This window comes from Streptomyces sp. NPDC059002, from assembly GCF_042740435.1.
Lineage (GTDB): Bacteria > Actinomycetota > Actinomycetes > Streptomycetales > Streptomycetaceae > Streptomyces.
On the sequence record NZ_JBHYJI010000083.1, the window covers coordinates 20,430 to 35,195 of the forward strand.

The 14,766-nt window shown below is 70.3% G+C and carries 13 protein-coding genes and 1 tRNA gene; 4 read left to right on the forward strand and 10 right to left on the reverse strand.

Annotated features, from left to right (window positions below; all coding sequences use genetic code 11):
* Positions 1-6 precede the first annotated feature (6 nt).
* The 6 genes from aspT (ACFWZ2_RS40130) to ACFWZ2_RS40155 all read right to left on the reverse strand — a co-directional run bounded on the left by aspT (ACFWZ2_RS40130) (position 7) and on the right by ACFWZ2_RS40155 (position 8,299).
* Positions 7-1,710 carry an aspartate-alanine antiporter gene (gene aspT / locus ACFWZ2_RS40130; protein ID WP_384554518.1) on the reverse strand — a complete coding sequence of 568 codons (1,704 nt, stop codon included), beginning with the start codon at positions 1,708-1,710 and terminating at the stop codon, positions 7-9.
* Between the two features lie 3 nt (positions 1,711-1,713).
* Positions 1,714-3,393 (reverse strand): aspartate-alanine antiporter, encoded by a 1,680-nt coding sequence (aspT, locus tag ACFWZ2_RS40135; RefSeq protein WP_384554520.1) that lies wholly within the window; start codon positions 3,391-3,393, stop codon positions 1,714-1,716.
* Between the two features lie 116 nt (positions 3,394-3,509).
* On the reverse strand, positions 3,510-4,979 hold the full coding sequence (locus ACFWZ2_RS40140; protein ID WP_384554522.1) for a GH1 family beta-glucosidase: 1,470 nt from the start codon (positions 4,977-4,979) through the stop codon (positions 3,510-3,512).
* Between the two features lie 63 nt (positions 4,980-5,042).
* Complete coding sequence (locus ACFWZ2_RS40145; protein WP_384554544.1) at positions 5,043-5,912, reverse strand: carbohydrate ABC transporter permease; 870 nt, start codon at positions 5,910-5,912, stop codon at positions 5,043-5,045.
* A gap of 39 nt (positions 5,913-5,951) precedes the next feature.
* Positions 5,952-6,959: a carbohydrate ABC transporter permease gene (locus tag ACFWZ2_RS40150; RefSeq protein WP_384554524.1), complete on the reverse strand. Its 1,008-nt coding sequence runs from the start codon at positions 6,957-6,959 to the stop codon at positions 5,952-5,954.
* Between the two features lie 5 nt (positions 6,960-6,964).
* Entirely contained in the window at positions 6,965-8,299 is a 1,335-nt protein-coding gene (locus ACFWZ2_RS40155; protein WP_384554526.1) for an ABC transporter substrate-binding protein, read from the reverse strand.
* 299 nt (positions 8,300-8,598) lie between these two features.
* On the opposite strand from ACFWZ2_RS40155, the gene ACFWZ2_RS40160 reads away from it, so the two are divergent.
* Together ACFWZ2_RS40160 and ACFWZ2_RS40165 are read left to right on the forward strand one after the other, a co-directional pair.
* The gene (locus ACFWZ2_RS40160) at positions 8,599-9,654 is read left to right on the forward strand and encodes a LacI family DNA-binding transcriptional regulator (RefSeq protein WP_384554528.1); all 1,056 of its coding nucleotides are present in this window, start codon (positions 8,599-8,601) and stop codon (positions 9,652-9,654) included.
* 53 nt (positions 9,655-9,707) lie between these two features.
* Positions 9,708-9,917: a hypothetical protein gene (locus tag ACFWZ2_RS40165; RefSeq protein WP_384554530.1), complete on the forward strand. Its 210-nt coding sequence runs from the start codon at positions 9,708-9,710 to the stop codon at positions 9,915-9,917.
* Between the two features lie 104 nt (positions 9,918-10,021).
* Here the strand turns inward: ACFWZ2_RS40165 and ACFWZ2_RS40170 are convergent.
* The 4 genes from ACFWZ2_RS40170 to ACFWZ2_RS40185 all read right to left on the reverse strand — a co-directional run bounded on the left by ACFWZ2_RS40170 (position 10,022) and on the right by ACFWZ2_RS40185 (position 12,896).
* Positions 10,022-10,094 (reverse strand) — tRNA-His (locus tag ACFWZ2_RS40170).
* Positions 10,095-10,204: 110 nt separating this feature from the next.
* Positions 10,205-10,807, reverse strand: coding sequence for an oligoribonuclease (gene orn / locus ACFWZ2_RS40175; protein WP_384554532.1), 603 nt, complete (start codon positions 10,805-10,807; stop codon positions 10,205-10,207).
* 10 nt (positions 10,808-10,817) lie between these two features.
* Positions 10,818-12,047 (reverse strand): GlxA family transcriptional regulator, encoded by a 1,230-nt coding sequence (locus tag ACFWZ2_RS40180; protein WP_384554534.1) that lies wholly within the window; start codon positions 12,045-12,047, stop codon positions 10,818-10,820.
* 396 nt (positions 12,048-12,443) lie between these two features.
* Positions 12,444-12,896 (reverse strand): hypothetical protein, encoded by a 453-nt coding sequence (locus tag ACFWZ2_RS40185; RefSeq protein ID WP_384554536.1) that lies wholly within the window; start codon positions 12,894-12,896, stop codon positions 12,444-12,446.
* 413 nt (positions 12,897-13,309) lie between these two features.
* On the opposite strand from ACFWZ2_RS40185, the gene ACFWZ2_RS40190 reads away from it, so the two are divergent.
* Both ACFWZ2_RS40190 and ACFWZ2_RS40195 read left to right on the forward strand, forming a co-directional pair.
* The gene (locus ACFWZ2_RS40190; protein WP_384554538.1) at positions 13,310-13,834 is read left to right on the forward strand and encodes a universal stress protein; all 525 of its coding nucleotides are present in this window, start codon (positions 13,310-13,312) and stop codon (positions 13,832-13,834) included.
* Positions 13,835-14,031: 197 nt separating this feature from the next.
* Positions 14,032-14,601, forward strand: coding sequence for a GPR1/FUN34/YaaH family transporter (locus ACFWZ2_RS40195; protein ID WP_384554540.1), 570 nt, complete (start codon positions 14,032-14,034; stop codon positions 14,599-14,601).
* Positions 14,602-14,766: the final 165 nt, after the last annotated feature.

Genomic DNA, 14,766 nt, shown 5'->3' on the forward strand with positions numbered 1-14,766 from the left:
TACGCGTCAGTGGTGGAGGAGGACGATGACGGCGCCCCAGATCGTCAGGAGGACGTTGCCGACGGCGTACGGGATCGTGTAACCGAGCGTCGGCACCTGGGACTTGGACTGTTCGTTGATCGCGCCGATCGCCGCGGTGGTGGTCTGGCCGCCCGCCAGGACGCCCATCAGGATCGGGAAGCGGATCTTCTGGACGTAGTGGCCGAAGAGGAAGCCGACGATCAGCGGGATCACCGTGGCGACCGCGCCGAAGACGAGGAGTCCCCAGCCCGCCGACGAGAGGCCGCTGGTGAAGCTCGGCCCGGCGTTGAGGCCGACGACCGCGACGAACAGGCAGAGCCCGAGGGTGTCCATGAACCACTGGGCGCCGGGCGGGACATTGCCGTACGTCGGGTACTTGCCGCGGATCCAGCCGAAGACCAGGCCCATGATGAGCGCGCCGCCCGAGGTGGACAGGGAGATCGGCACGCCGCCCGCGGTCAGCGCGGGGATGCCGATGCAGCCGCCGAGGAAGATGCCGAGGCCCACCCAGAGCATGTCGGTGGCGAAGGACGTCGGCACGGGCTTGCCGATCTCCTTGCCCGCCGGGTCCACCAGGCGTTTGGGGCCGGTCAGGACGAGGGTGTCGCCGCGCTCCAGCTTCGTGGAGAGCCGGTAGGGGAATTCGGCACCGGAGCGGAACACCTTGTCGACGTAGACACCGACCATGAAGGGCTCGGTCCGCAACTCGCCGATGGTCCTGCCCAGTTGGGCCTTCTCCGAGGCGACGACGTGCAGGCTCTCGGTCTGGTAGCCGAGCAGGTCCACGTCGTCGGCCTCGCCGCCGATGTGCGTACGGGCGTCATAGGTGACGAGGTCGCCGCGGATCGCGCTCATCGCCACGACGTCGCCCGCCCGCAGCGCGGTGTGCTGGTCGTGCGGCAGGATCGTGCCGTCGCGCCGCACCCCGGTGATGTAGAGGCGGCGGCCCAGCTGTTTCTGCTGGTTCTCGAAGTCGTCGATGGTGCGGCCGACCACGTCGGGCCGCTCGACCTTGTAGGCGCGCAGGACCACCTCGTAGTAGCCCTCACTCAGGTCGGGATTGTCCGCGGGGGCGTCCAACTCCTTGGCGAGCGCGGCCGATTCGGCGGCGAGGTCCTTGCGGTAGAGCTTGGGCAGCACGTTCGCGAGGAGCATCGCGCACAGGATCGTGCCGAGCGGATAGCAGACGGCGTACCCGACGGCGACGAGGTTCTCCTGCTCCTTGATGGCGCCCGAGGAGAGCCCCGGCAGATTGCCGATGGCGTCCTGGGCGACACCGATCACGGCGGACTGGGTGAGCGCCCCGCCGAGCAGTCCCGCCGAGAGGCCGGGCCCGTAGCCGAGCATGGCCGCGAAGCCCCAGCAGACGAGCAGGCCCGTCACACAGACCACGACGGCGTTGACGACCTGCGGAAGCCCGTCCTTCTTCAGGCCGCGGAAGAACTGTGGGCCGACCTTGTAGCCGAGGGCGAACAGGAACATCGTGAAGAAGAGGTTCTTCACCGTCCCGTCGATCGTCACCTTGAACTGCGCGCCGAGCAGCAGGCCCGCGACGAGACAGCCGGTGACGGCGCCGAGCGCGATGGCCTTGTAGCGGAGCTTCCCGAAGAGGAAGCCGAGGGCGACGGTGATGAAGACCAGCAGCTCGGGGTGGGGCTGGAAGATGTTCCGGTTGAGGAAGTCGATCATTGCTCACGCTCCCAGTACGCCGACGAGGATCGGCCCGGTCAGGGGCAGCAGGAAGTTGGAGAGGGCGTACGTGATCGTGTAGCCGAGCATCGGCACCGAGCTCTGGGCCGTCTGGGTGACCGAGGTGATCGCGGGCGTCGAGCACTGCTGGCCCGCGATGGCGCCGATGAGCAGTGGTTTCTCGATCTTCAGGAGCTTGCGGCCGATGACGAGGGAGAGCGTCGCGGGGACGAGCACCATGGCGATCCCGGCGAACGGGAGCAGCGCCCCGTACTCCTTGAGCAGCGGCCCGGCCTGCGGCCCCGACACCAGGCCCGTACAGGCGATGAACACCGCCAGTCCCATGTCCTTGATCGTCCCCGCGGCCTGCGGCGGGAAGGCGCCGAAGGTCTGCTTGCGGGAGCGGAACCAGCCGAAGAGCAGCCCGGAGATCAGACAGCCGCCGCCGGTGCCCAGTGACATCGGGACGTCGCCGAACTCCACGACGACCTGCCCGAGCAGCGAGCCCGCCGCGATGCCGAGCCCCAGATAGATGAAGTCGGTGGCGTCGTTCCTGACGACCGCGCCGATCTTCGCGACCAGCTTGTTCAGCCCCGAGCGGGCGCCGACGAGGGTGAGCACGTCGCCGCGGTGCAGCTCGGTGTCGGCGGTGGCGGGCAGGTGCTGATCGCCGCGCAGTACGTCGGTGACGTACACGCCGTCCTTGATGAACTCGGGGTGCGCCCGCTGGAGCTGGTCGACGGTCTGCCCCTCGGTCGCCTTCTCGGTGACGGCGACCTGGCTGGTGGCGAGCGGGGTGTCGACGCCGGGGATGCCGGGGGTCTCGGCGCCGATGAGGCGGCCCGCCTCGATGACGTTGGCGCGCCGGCCGACGACGAGGACCAGGTCGGAGAGGGTGAGGGCAAGGCCTGGCGCCGGGGTGAGGAGCTTGCTGCCGCGCTTGACGGCCTCGACGGTGATCCGGCCGCCGAGCTCGCTCTCCAGATCGCCGACGGTCCTGCCGTCGCCCGCCGTGACGAGGTAGGTGCGGCCGACCATGCCGGGCAGCGCCTCGCGTTCGTCGGCCTCCAGACCGCCGCTGCCGCCGCGCATCTTCTCCCACAGTTCGCGCGAGGCGTCCCGGAGGTTGATGCGCAGGAGCATCGGCATGATCTGGCTGGTGTAGATGACGATGGTGACCAGGCCGAAGAGGTAGCAGACGGTGTACGCGGTGGCGACGTGCCCCTGGTATTCGGTGATCTGCGCCTGGGTGAGGTTGCCGAGCTTGGCGATGGACTCGGTGGCCGTGCCCACCACGGCGGACTCGGTGGCGGCCCCCGCGAGGATGCCGGAGGCGGTGCCCACGTCCAGGTCGAAGGCCTTGGCCAGGCCGAACGCGATGGCCAGGACGCAGACCAGTTCGATGCCGCAGAGCGCGAAGAAGCGCAGGCTCTTGCGGTTGAGGTTGGCGAAGAACTGCGGCCCCGCCATATAGCCGAGGGCGAAGATGAAGAGGGCGAAGAAGATCGTTTTGACGTCGTCGGAGACGGTGACCTTGGTCCAGGCGCCCAGCAGCAGCGAGACGATCAGCGTGCCGCAGATGCCGCCCAGGGTGATGGGTCCGACGCGCAGCTTGCCCACCAGGTAGCCGAGGGCGAGACAGAGGAAGAGTGCCAGTTCAGGATGATCGCGGAGGACTCCCACGGGCACTCACCGTGCCCGTTCTGTGGCGATGCGTATGGAATGCGGCATATCCGCAAAATAAGGAGCCGAGTGGGTGCCTGCCACTCGGCTCCGCGCGCCCCGCCCCCCGGCGGGACTCAGTCCGCCGCGGGCTCCCCGGGCAGTTCCCCGGAGGCGGCGACCTTCGCGTACCAGTGGGCGCTGGACTTCGGGGTGCGGGCCTGCGTCTCGTAGTCGACGTAGACCGCGCCGAAGCGCTTGCTGTAGCCGTACGCCCATTCGAAGTTGTCGAGCAGTGACCAGAGGTAGTAGCCGCGGACGTCCGCGCCCGCCACGATCGCCTCGCGCACGGCGGCGAGATGGCCGTGCAGATAGCGGATGCGCTCGGGGTCGTGGACCTGGCCGCCCGCGCCCGGCCGGTCGTCGTAGGCCGCCCCGTTCTCCGTCACATAGAGCGGAACCCCGGGGGCCTGCGCGGCGTAGTCGAGGAGCAGGTCCGTCAGCCCCGTCGGGTCCACCGGCCAGTCCATGGCGGTGAGCTCACCGGGCGCCCGGTGGAAGCGGACGTGACCGTCGGCGCCGGGCCAGGGGGAGTGCGGGCTGGCGCCGTGCCCGTCGGGGCGCGGGGCGCGGGACGGGCCGGACGCGTCGGCCTCGGGCGCCGACACGACGGCGGGGGAGTAGTAGTTGATGCCGAGGAAGTCGAGGCGCTGGTGGGCGTCGCGCAGATCGCCGTCCTGGACGAACGACCAGTCCGTGACGCCGGCGGTGTCCGCGAGCAGATCGTCGTCGTACGCGCCGTGCAGCATCGGCCCGGTGAAGACGCGGTTGGCCAGCGCGTCGATCCGGCGCCGCGCGTCCCGGTCGGCGGCCGACGGCGTCAGGGGGCGCACGGCGCTCGGATTGAGGCTGACGCCGATCCGCGCCCGCGCGGGCAGCCGCTCGCGCAGCGCCTGGACGCCGAGGCCGTGCGCGAGGTTGAGGTGGTGCGCCGCGCGCAGGGCGGCCACGGGATCGGTGCGGCCGGGGGCGTGCACCCCCGAGCCATAGCCCAGAAAGGCGCTGCACCACGGCTCGTTGAGCGTCGACCACATCTCCACGCGGTCCCCGAGCGCATCGGCGACGATCCCCGCGTACTCCGCGAAGCGATGGGCGGTGTCCCGCTCGGGCCAGCCGCCGCCCGCCGACGAGCCGCTGGGGAAGGCGTCCTCCAACTCCTGCGGCAGGTCCCAGTGGTAGAGGGTGAGCATCGGCCGGATGCCGTGCGCGAGCAGCTCGTCGACGAGCGCCCGGTAGAAGTCGAGCCCGCGCTGCACGGCGGGCCCGCGCCCGGTGGGCTGCACCCGCGACCACGACACCGAGAAGCGGTACGCGGACAGGCCCAGGTCCGCCATGAGGCGCACGTCGTCGCGCCACCGGTGGTAGTGGTCGACGGCGACGTCCCCGGTGTCACCGCCGAGCACCTTGCCCGGCGTATGGCTGAACGTGTCCCAGATGGAGGGCGTGCGGCCGTCCTCCCGCACGGCCCCCTCGATCTGGTACGCGGCGGTCGCCGCGCCCCACAGGAATCCGGTGGGAAAGGACGAGTTCGTGGTGGACGAAGACATAGGAGCGCTCCCATGAGTCGTACGGAAGGGGGGAGTTGACGAGTCATTCGTACGCGGAGGGGCTCAGCCCTTGACCGCGCCCTGCATGATCCCGCCCACGATCTGCTTGCCGAACAGCACGAACGCGAGGAGCAGCGGCAGCGTCCCGAGCAGTGCGCCCGCCATGATCACGGACTGGTCGGGGATGTTCCCGCGGCCGAGCCCGGCCAGCGCCACCTGCACGGTCGGCTCGCCCTCCTGGGTCAGGGCGATGATCGGCCAGAAGAAGTCGTTCCAGGCCATGACGAAGGTGAGCATGGCGAGCACCGCCATCGCGGGCCGCGCGGCCGGGAAGACCACGTGCCAGATCACCCGCAGGCTGCTCGCGCCGTCCACCCGGGCGGCCTCGATCAGCTCGGTGGGCAGCGCCTCCTTGAGGTACTGCCGCATGAAGAACACCCCGAAGGCGCTGACCAGGGTGGGCAGGACGACGGACTGCAACTGGTCGGTCCAGCCCAGCTTCGCCACCACCATGAAGAGCGGTACGACGCTGAGCTGGGGCGGCACCATCATCGTGCCGATCACCAGGAGCAGCAGGAAGCCCCGGAAACGGAACCGGAGTTTGGCGAAGGCGAAGCCCGCGAGGGTGGAGAAGAGGACGGTGCCCAGTGTGATGGTGCCCGCCACCACCAGGGTGTTGAGCAGGGCGGCGCCCATGTTGGCGTCGGTCCAGGCGATCTCCAGGTTCTTGAAGAGATTGCCGCCGAACCAGAAGGGCGGCGGGGTCTCGGCGAGCCGGGTGTTGTTGCGGGACGCCGCGATCGCCGTCCACACCAGCGGGAAGAGCGAGCCGATGGTGAACAGGATCAGTACGGCGTACGTGATCTTCCCGCCGTGCAGTTGGCGCCCGGCGCCCCGCTGCTTCGGGCGCCGCGCCTCCTGCTCGCGCGGCAGGGTGGACCTGGTTGTCGGGGTGGTGGTCACGTCATCCCCTCACGCGCTCTTGCGGATCCGGCGGCCGATGGCCCAGTTGACGAGGCCGATCAGCACGAGGATCAGGAACATCGTCCAGGCGATCGCCGACGACCGGCCGAGGTGCTGGTTGAACCAGCCCTGCTCGTAGAGATAGAGGCCGAGCGTCTGGAACTGGTGGTCGGAGCCGCCGGTGGGGCTCGCGCCCTGGCTGAACAGCAGGGGCTCACCGAAGAGTTGGGTCGCCCCGATCGTCGACACGACACAGGTGAACAGGATCGTCGGCCGCAGCGAAGGGACGGTGACGTGCCGGAACTGCTGCCAGCGGCTCGCGCCGTCCAGGGCCGCGGACTCGTACAGATCGTGCGGGATGGCCTGCATCGCCGCGAGATAGATCAGCGCGTTGTAGCCGGTCCACCGCCAGATGACGATCGTGGAGACGGCGAACTGCGCGGTCCAGTCGCCGTTCTGCCAGTCGACCGCATCGATCCCGACGAACCCGAGGCCCCAGTTGATCATCCCGTGGTCGGTGCGGCTGAACATCAGCACGAACACCAGCGTCGCCGCGGCCACGGAGGTGGCGTACGGGGTGAGGATCGCGACCCGGAAGAACATCGAGCCGCGCAGCCGGTAGTTGAGCAGGTGGGCGATGCCGAGTGCCATCAGGAGCTGCGGCACGGTCGAGAGAAGGCCGATGGTGAAGGTGTTGCGCAGCGCGTTCCAGAAGAACTCGTCGTCCCAGAGCCGGGAGAAGTTGCGCAGTCCCACCCACTCCATGTCGGTGGGCGTGCCGAGCTCCACGCGGTGCAGCGAGGCCCATCCCGTGTAGAGCAGCGGGAAGAGCCCGAAGGCGATGAAGAAGAGGAAGAAGGGGGCGATGAAGGCGTAGGGACTCCACTTGACGTCCCAGCGGTAGCGGCGGCTGCGCCGCGCCCTGCGGCGCTCGTCGGCGGACCGTGCGCCCGCCTCGGTGCGGGGGGCCGCGCCCTCCTCCTGGGAGGGCGCGGCGGTGCTGGCGTCGCTGGTCATCCCGGTCACTGGTCCAAAGCGTTGTCGATCGTCCGCACGGCCTTGTCCCAGGCCTTGTCGGGAGCGGTTCCCTTCTGGTCGACGCCGAGCATCCCGGTGTCGGCCAGGTACTGGGAGATGATTCCGTCCTTGGGGCCGATGGGCTGGACCGGCACGCCCTCGGCGGCCTTGGAGAAGATCCGGCCCACGGGCGCATTGCCGAAGTAGGGGTTCTTGGCGTCCTTGACCTCGGGCAGGGCGTACGCGGCGTCGGCGCTCGGGAAGCTGGCCCGCTCGTCGAACAGCTTGGCGAGCTGCTCGGGCTCGGTCAGCCAGGCGGCGAGCTTGGTCGCCTCCTCCTTGTTCTTGCCCGCCTCGGGCACGGTCAGGAAGGAGCCGCCCCAGTTGCCGGGCTTCGGAGAGGCGGCGACGTCCCACTTGTCCTCGCCCTTCTCGCCCGCCTTGTCCTTGATGTAGCCGAGCATCCAGGGCGGGCACGTGATCGTGGCGAACGACCCGTTGGAGATCGCCTGGTCCCAACTGGGCTGGAACTGCTGGAGCTTGGCGGTCAGGCCCGACTCGGCGAACTCGGCGGCGAGGTCCCAGCCCTCCTTGACCGTGGGGCTGTCCTGGTAGATCAGCTCCCCGTCCTTGTCGTAGAACTTCTCCTTGCCCGAGGCGTGCACGGCCGCCATCACGCCCGTCGCGCCGTCCACGAAGGAGGTGCCGTCGGGGGCCTTCGCCTGGTACCGCTTGCCCGCCGCGAGGTACTTCTTCCAGTCGCCCGCCCAGAGCTTGCCGACCTCCTCACGGTCGGTGGGCAGACCCGCCTTCTCGAAGAGGTCCTTGCGGTAACAGATGCCGGTCGGGCCGATGTCCGTGCCGAGCCCGATCGTCTTGCCGTCCTTGGTGGTGCCCTGCCGCCACTTCCAGTCCAGGAAGTCGTCCTTGTCGACGCCGTCGGCCTTGCCGAGGTCCACCAGCTTGGCCGAGTGCGTGGTGGTCAGCTCGGCGATGTTGCCGACTTCGACGGCCTGGATGTCGGAGAGGCCGCTGCCGCTGCTGAGGTGGGTGAGCAGGGCGGGCCAGTAGTTCTCGTTGCGCTGGACGGAGTTCTGCTTGATGGAGATGTTCCGGTGGAGCTTCTCGTACTCCTTGTACAGACCGGCCTCCTGGAGGCCGAAGGCCCCGAAGACGCCGACCGTCAGGGTGGTCTTCCCCTTGCCGCCGCCTCCGCCGCCGCCCGAGGAGGAGCCCGGGTCCTCCTTGTCCTCGGCGCAGCCGGCCAGCAGACCGGCGGCGAGGGCGGCGACGGCCGCGAGGACCGTCACCTTGCGATACGTGCGGGTCCTGTAGCGCATTGCGTCCTCCTCGTGCCCTGAACGTGCCGCCCGCCCTCGGTCAACTGGAGTGATGCGGCCGTGAGTTGGAGACAATCAACTCGGGCGGGGAACGTGCGGGTCGTGTAAGAGCCAGGTACGGTGGGAGCGCTCCCATGTGTGATGTCTTGAAGAGTCGCGGCTCGCTGCGGGGGTGTCAAGGCGGCGGACGCCAAGAGTTGCAGGCGTCCGGCGCCGGGCGGGGGAGCCGACCGGGCCGGGCGACCGGTCGTATGACCGGCTGTTAGATTCGCGTCGTTTCGCGTCGTCGGGAGGCAGAGATGGGGACTCGTCAGCCCAGGGGGCGGAGCGGGGGGCGTCCCACGCTCGAGGAGGTGGCGGCCCGCGCAGGGGTGGGCCGCGGCACCGTGTCCCGGGTGATCAACGGCTCGCCCCGGGTGAGCGAGCGCACGCGCGCCGCCGTCGAGGAGGCGGTGGCGGAGCTCGGCTACGTCCCGAACACGGCGGCACGGGCCCTCGCCGCCAACCGTACGGACTCGATCGCGGTGGTCGTCCCCGAGCCGGAGTCGCGCTTCTTCGCCGAGCCGTACTTCTCGGACATCATCCACGGCGTGGGCGCGGCCCTCGCCGACACGGACATGCAGCTCCTGCTGACCTTCGCGGGCGGCGACCGGGAGCGCAGGCGGCTCGCCCAGTATCTGGCGGCCCACCGCGTGGACGGCGTCCTGCTGGTCTCCGTGCACGCCGACGACCCGCTGCCCGACCTCCTGGAGCAGCTGGAGATCCCCGCGGTGATCAGCGGCCGCAGATCGGCGGACGAGACGCTGGCCTCGGTGGACTCGGACAACTTCGCGGGGGCCCGCGCAGCCGTCGCCCATCTGCTGGCCCGCGGGCGGCGCACCATAGCGACGATCACCGGGCGCCTCGACGTCTACGGCGCCCAGCGACGCCTGGACGGGTACCGCGACGCCCTGGAGGAGGCGGGCCACCGGGTCGACGAGGCGCTGATCGCGCAGGGCGACTTCACGGAGGAGGGCGGCCGCCGCGCGATGACCGAGCTCCTGGAGCGCGCCCCCGCCCTGGACGCGGTCTTCGCGGGCTCGGACGTGATGGCGGCGGGCGCCCGCCAGATCCTGCGCACGGCGGGCCGCCGCATACCCGACGACGTGGCCCTGGTCGGCTTCGACGACTCGGCGATCGCCCGCCACATGGATCCGCCCCTGACCAGCGTCCGTCAGCCGATCGCGGAGATGGGCCGCACGATGACGGATCTGCTCCTCGCGGAGATCGCGGACGACCGCCCGGTGGCCTCCCGCCGCCTGTGCCGCCCGCAGATCGTGCTGCCCACGGAACTGGTGGAGCGGGCGTCGTCCTGAGCGCGGAGGGGCGGAATGTGCAGGATCGGGCGAGGGCTGTTTAGGTGTGGACCGTGGACACGGCGTACAGCTCTCGCAACTGGTGGACCGAAATGGCGGTCGGGGTGCTCGGCACCGCCGCCTGCACCGCGCTCCTGCTCGCGCTGGACGTCCGGGCGCTGGAGGGGCGCGGCGGGACGGTGGACCTCCTGAACTGCCTCGTGCCCGGCCTCGCCGTCGGGGTGTGGTCGGCCCGCCGCTACCGGCGGCGCCGGATCTCCTGATGGGGGCGCCGGGCCGGGTGCCCGGCGCCAGGCCCGGCTTGACCTGGCTTGGCCGTACGACAAAGGCCCGGTCCGCTTTCGCGGACCGGGCCTTGATCATTCAGGGTGAGTGACGGGACTTGAACCCGCGGCCACCTGGACCACAACCAGGTGCTCTACCAACTGAGCTACACCCACCATGTCCGGTCGTGTGTCTTTCTTCCGACCGGCCGAGAAAAAGTGTACAGGGTCCGAAGGGGTGCTCGCGCACACGTTTTCCGGACCCCGTACACAGGGCCTTCGCGGAGCTACTCCGCAGGCAGGACGTGCTTCGCCGCGATCGACTTCGCGGTGTCCGAGTCCGGCCCGGGCTGCGGGACGAAGATCGCCTCGCGGTAGTAGCGGAGCTCGGCGATCGACTCGCGGATGTCGGCGAGCGCGCGGTGGTTGCCGTTCTTGTCCGGGCTGTTGAAGTACGCCCGGGGGTACCAGCGCCGGGCCAGCTCCTTGATGGAGGAGACGTCGACGATCCGGTAGTGGAGGTACTCCTCCAGGGTCTGCATGTCGCGGAGCAGGAAGCCGCGGTCGGTGCCGACCGAGTTTCCGCACAGCGGAGCCTTCCGCGGCTCCTTGACGTGCTCACGTACGTACGCCAGGACCTGCTCCTCGGCGTCGGCCAGCGTCGTGCCGCCGGCCAGTTCGTCGAGGAGCCCCGAGGCGGTGTGCATGGTGCGCACCACCTCGGGCATGGTCTCCAGCGCCGCGTCCGGCGGGCGGATCACGATGTCCACCCCTTCGCCGAGCACGTTCAGTTCCGAGTCGGTGACCAGTGCGGCCACCTCGATAAGTGCGTCATCCGTCAGCGAGAGCCCGGTCATCTCGCAGTCGATCCACACCATGCGATCGTTCATGCCTCTAACCCTACGGCGCACTCCTCTGCCCGGGCAGTGGCGGACGGCCTGGCGCGTACGCGTCCGAGTGCGGCTTGCCGGGATCGGACGCGGGCACGGAGGCGGACGGGCCGAGCGCGCTCGCGGCCGCCGTGCGCCGGGTCTGGGTCGGCACCGGGCCCGCCTCCAGGACGGGCACGGCCTGCGGCGTCACCGGCGTGGGGTCGAGCGCGCGCTCGCCCTGCGGCCTGCGGGCGCGGTAAGCGGCCCGGTAGGCGGCGGGGGACGAGCCCAGCTGGCGCCGGAAGTGACCCCGCAGTGCCACCGGCGAGCGGAAGCCGCAGCGGCCCGCGACCTCGTCGACGGAGTAGTCGGAGGTCTCCAGGAGCCGCTGTGCCTGCAGCACCCGCTGGGTGATCAGCCACTGCAGCGGCGCGCTGCCGGTGAGCGAGCGGAACCTGCGGTCGAAGGTGCGCCTGCTCATGTACGCGCGCGCGGCCAGCGTCTCCACGTCGAACTGCTCGTGGAGGTGCTCCAGGGCCCAGGCGACGACCTCGGCGAGCGGGTCGGCGCCGATCTCCTCGGGTAAAGACCTGTCGAGATAGCGCTCCTGGCCGCCGGCCCGGCGCGGCGGCACGACGAGCCTGCGGGCGAGAGCGCCCGCCGCCTCATTGCCGTGATCCGTGCGCACGATGTGCAGACAGAGATCAATTCCGGCCGCGGTGCCCGCACTCGTCAGGACGTCCCCGTCGTCGACGAAGAGCTCGCGCGGGTCCACATGGACCGACGGATAGCGCTTCGCGAGCGTCGGCGCGTACATCCAGTGGGTGGTCGCGGGACGGCCGTCGAGCAGTCCTGCGGCGGCAAGGACGAACGCACCGGTGCAGAGCCCGACGATGCGGGCGCCCTCCTCGTGCGCGCGGCGCAGCGCGTCGAGTGCCTCCGGCGGTGGCGGCGATGTGATCGACCGCCAGGCGGGCACCACCACGGTGCCCGCGCGGCCGATCGCCTCCAGGCCGTGGGGCGCGGTGAGTTCGAGCCCGCCGGTGGTCCGCAGCGGTCCCTCCTCGCCGGCGCACACGAGCAGCCGGTAGCGGGGGACGCCGGCGTCCTGCCGGTCGATGCCGAACACCGAGAGCGGTATGGAGCTCTCGAAGATGGGGCCACCACTGAACAGCAGCACCGCTACGATCTCCCGGCGGCGGCGCCCGGACAGCTTCCGAGCCGTGGTCTCCGGCGCGGCAGTGGAGTCGTGGCTCATGGTGCTAAACCCCCCTCGGGCGTCGCGGCTCCCTGTTCTTGACGTGCTTGTTGGGCCTGTCGCTCCTGCACGTTTCCCCTCGGTCCTCCACCAGTCCCCCGCCGTAATACAGTCAAGATCGAATCTACTGTGTCCCGTGCTACCGGGGTGACCAGTTCAGCACCCGGCAGATTGTCGACATGGCAACTTGGCGTGAAGCATTCGATCACGAAGCGTTGCACTCGAGGGCCGTGCTGGGAAGTGCGCCTCCGCTCCATGGCCGGTCCCCGCAGGGTGCACGCGGCTTCAAGGCACCTTTCAGCCCTGCTCGGACGGGGGTTGGGGGCCCGTTCGGCCAAGGAATGCGCGACTGCCGGAAGTTGGCTGAAAACCTACGGGAGCGTGCGTGCGAATCGGTCAGTCGACCGGCGCATTGTCGGCACTGTGCCGAGTGCTCCTGTGCGCCCCCGGGACCGTCCGGCCGTGCCGTCCGCGGTGTCCCGCGTTCTGTTCTGCAAGCAGTCGCGCGGCGCCCCGCTCGGACTGGCGGAGCAGCACCCGGCAGACCCCGGTGACGGCCGCGAGACCGAGCGCCGAGCCGGCGGCGCCGGCCAGCGACGTCCCGTATCCCACGAGGACGACGGGGACCAGCACGCAGCTGAACGCGGCCCAGCGGACCACATCGCTCGCCGAGTCCTGTGCGGGCGCCTCCCGCGGCTCCTGGGCGCGGGGTGCGGGCACACCGGTCTGGCGGCGCTCGTGCGCCCCCTCGGGCGGGCGCCGACGGCTGTGTGCGACGGGGGATCCCCCTTGCTCGGGTGAAGGAGTGAGGGTGGGGGAGGGTGGGGACGCGGTCGAGGGTCCAGGCACGGCGTGCTCCCTGTGGCGGTGGCGTACGGAGGTTCAACGCGTGGTCGCTCGGCCGGTCACTGGGGTGCGGCCGGATGCGCGTCCATGGCCGCCGGGCGGCGCGGGCCCCGCCGGGTCACGGTTCGTGCGCGAGAAGGCCCCGGAAGGGTGCGCAAACCGCCTGTACGGGGCAGCAACCATTGCCATACGGGCGAGGCTCATGCATGCTCCGGTGAACGCCGGAGGCCCCTGCGTGGCCCGCACTGCCGCCCGTACGGGGGTCTTTGCAGGCTCTGGGCAGGAGAGGAGTGTCGCCGTACCCTTGGGGGTATGGGGTTGGGAAGATGATTCCCGGACGACCTTCCAGGTCCTGAACTTCCGCACCACCTGAACAAGCCGACCCTCCCACAGAGGACTCCTTCGCCGAGACACCCATGGCCGGTCACGAATTCTCCGAACCAGCGGACCGCAAGCGGCAGGTCGCCGATCCGACAGCGACCCCCCGAGCGGCGGAAGAAACACGTCACTCCTGCGATCCCGCCTTCCGGCACGGCGTCGTCGTCGGCTTCGACGGCTCGACGTCCAGCGAGCGGGCGCTCTCGTACGCGATCGGCATGGCCCACCGTTCGGGCTCGGGCCTGATCATCGTGCATGTCGCCAACCGCCTGCCCACCACGGTGTGGGCGGGCTGCGAGCCGCCGGTCTTTGTCGATGTGCCGGACCATCGCACCGAGGTGCTCGGGCTCGAACTGGCCTGTGCGGACTATCTGTCCGAGGTGCCGTGGATCCTCGTCGAGCGCGGCGGCGACATCTGCCACGAGCTGGAGGAGGTCGGCCGCGAGTACAGCGCGGACGCGATCGTCGTCGGCTCCACGCACGGCATCGTCGGCCGGATCTTCGGCTCCGTCGCCGGGCGGTTGGCGCGGCGGGCGCAGCGGCCCGTCATCGTCATTCCGTAACGCGCCGTCGTGGCAGGTGGGATGAGGAAGTCGAGTCCTCAACTCCCTTTTTCGGACGGCTCGATGAGTAGATAAATCTACTCGCGCGTAGAGGTGGTTTGTTCCCTTGCGAAGGGTACATAAAGGTCGCTGGCGCACACCGTATGGGCCGGCACCGCGCAGCACGACTGCACCACCGCACATGAAGGGAGCCCGCCGTGGACAACGACGTCTCTGCGGGAAGCACCACCTCGACTCTCGGCCATCTCGCCCTGGGACTCACGCTGTTGGCCTTCGGCCTCGGTCACACCCGAGTGATCGACGGCGTGACGGCGGCGGACGCCGTCTCCCTCGCCACCTTCGTCGGCGGCATCGCCCTGTTCGTGGCCGGTCTCTTCGCGTTCCGCGACAAGGACACCGGCACCGGCACGGCCTTCACCGCGCTCGGCGCCCTCTGGTTCACCTGGGGCAGCACGGCCGACGCGCAGGTCTCGGCGAACGCGGCGGGCCTCTTCCTGCTGCTCTTCGCGCTCGTCGCGCTCAGCCTGACCCTCGGGGCGGCGGGCGCGGGAACGCTCACACGCGGGACGTACGGGCTGCTCTTCGTGGCGCTCGTGCTGCTCGCCGTCGCGCAGTTCGGTGACAGCGCGGGCCTCGGCAAGGCGGGCGGCTGGTTCGCCGCGGCCGGCGGGCTGCTCGCCTGGTACGGAGCGACGGCCGCCCTCGCCAACTGGCCGACGGCCCTTCCGGGGCGCCCCGCGGGCCGGGGGGTGACGGCCACCGGCTGAGGCGGGCGCGGGCCGGGGTAATGGGCGACCCCGGCCCTCTGGGGAACGGGTCCTATGTGCTGGTGGCACGCATGGGGCCCGTTCCGTTTGCCCTTTTGGTGCGGGGCGCGGGGGGGGTGCCCCTATGACTTCGGTCAAGGGGCTGGGGCGGTTTGGGGTTGGTAG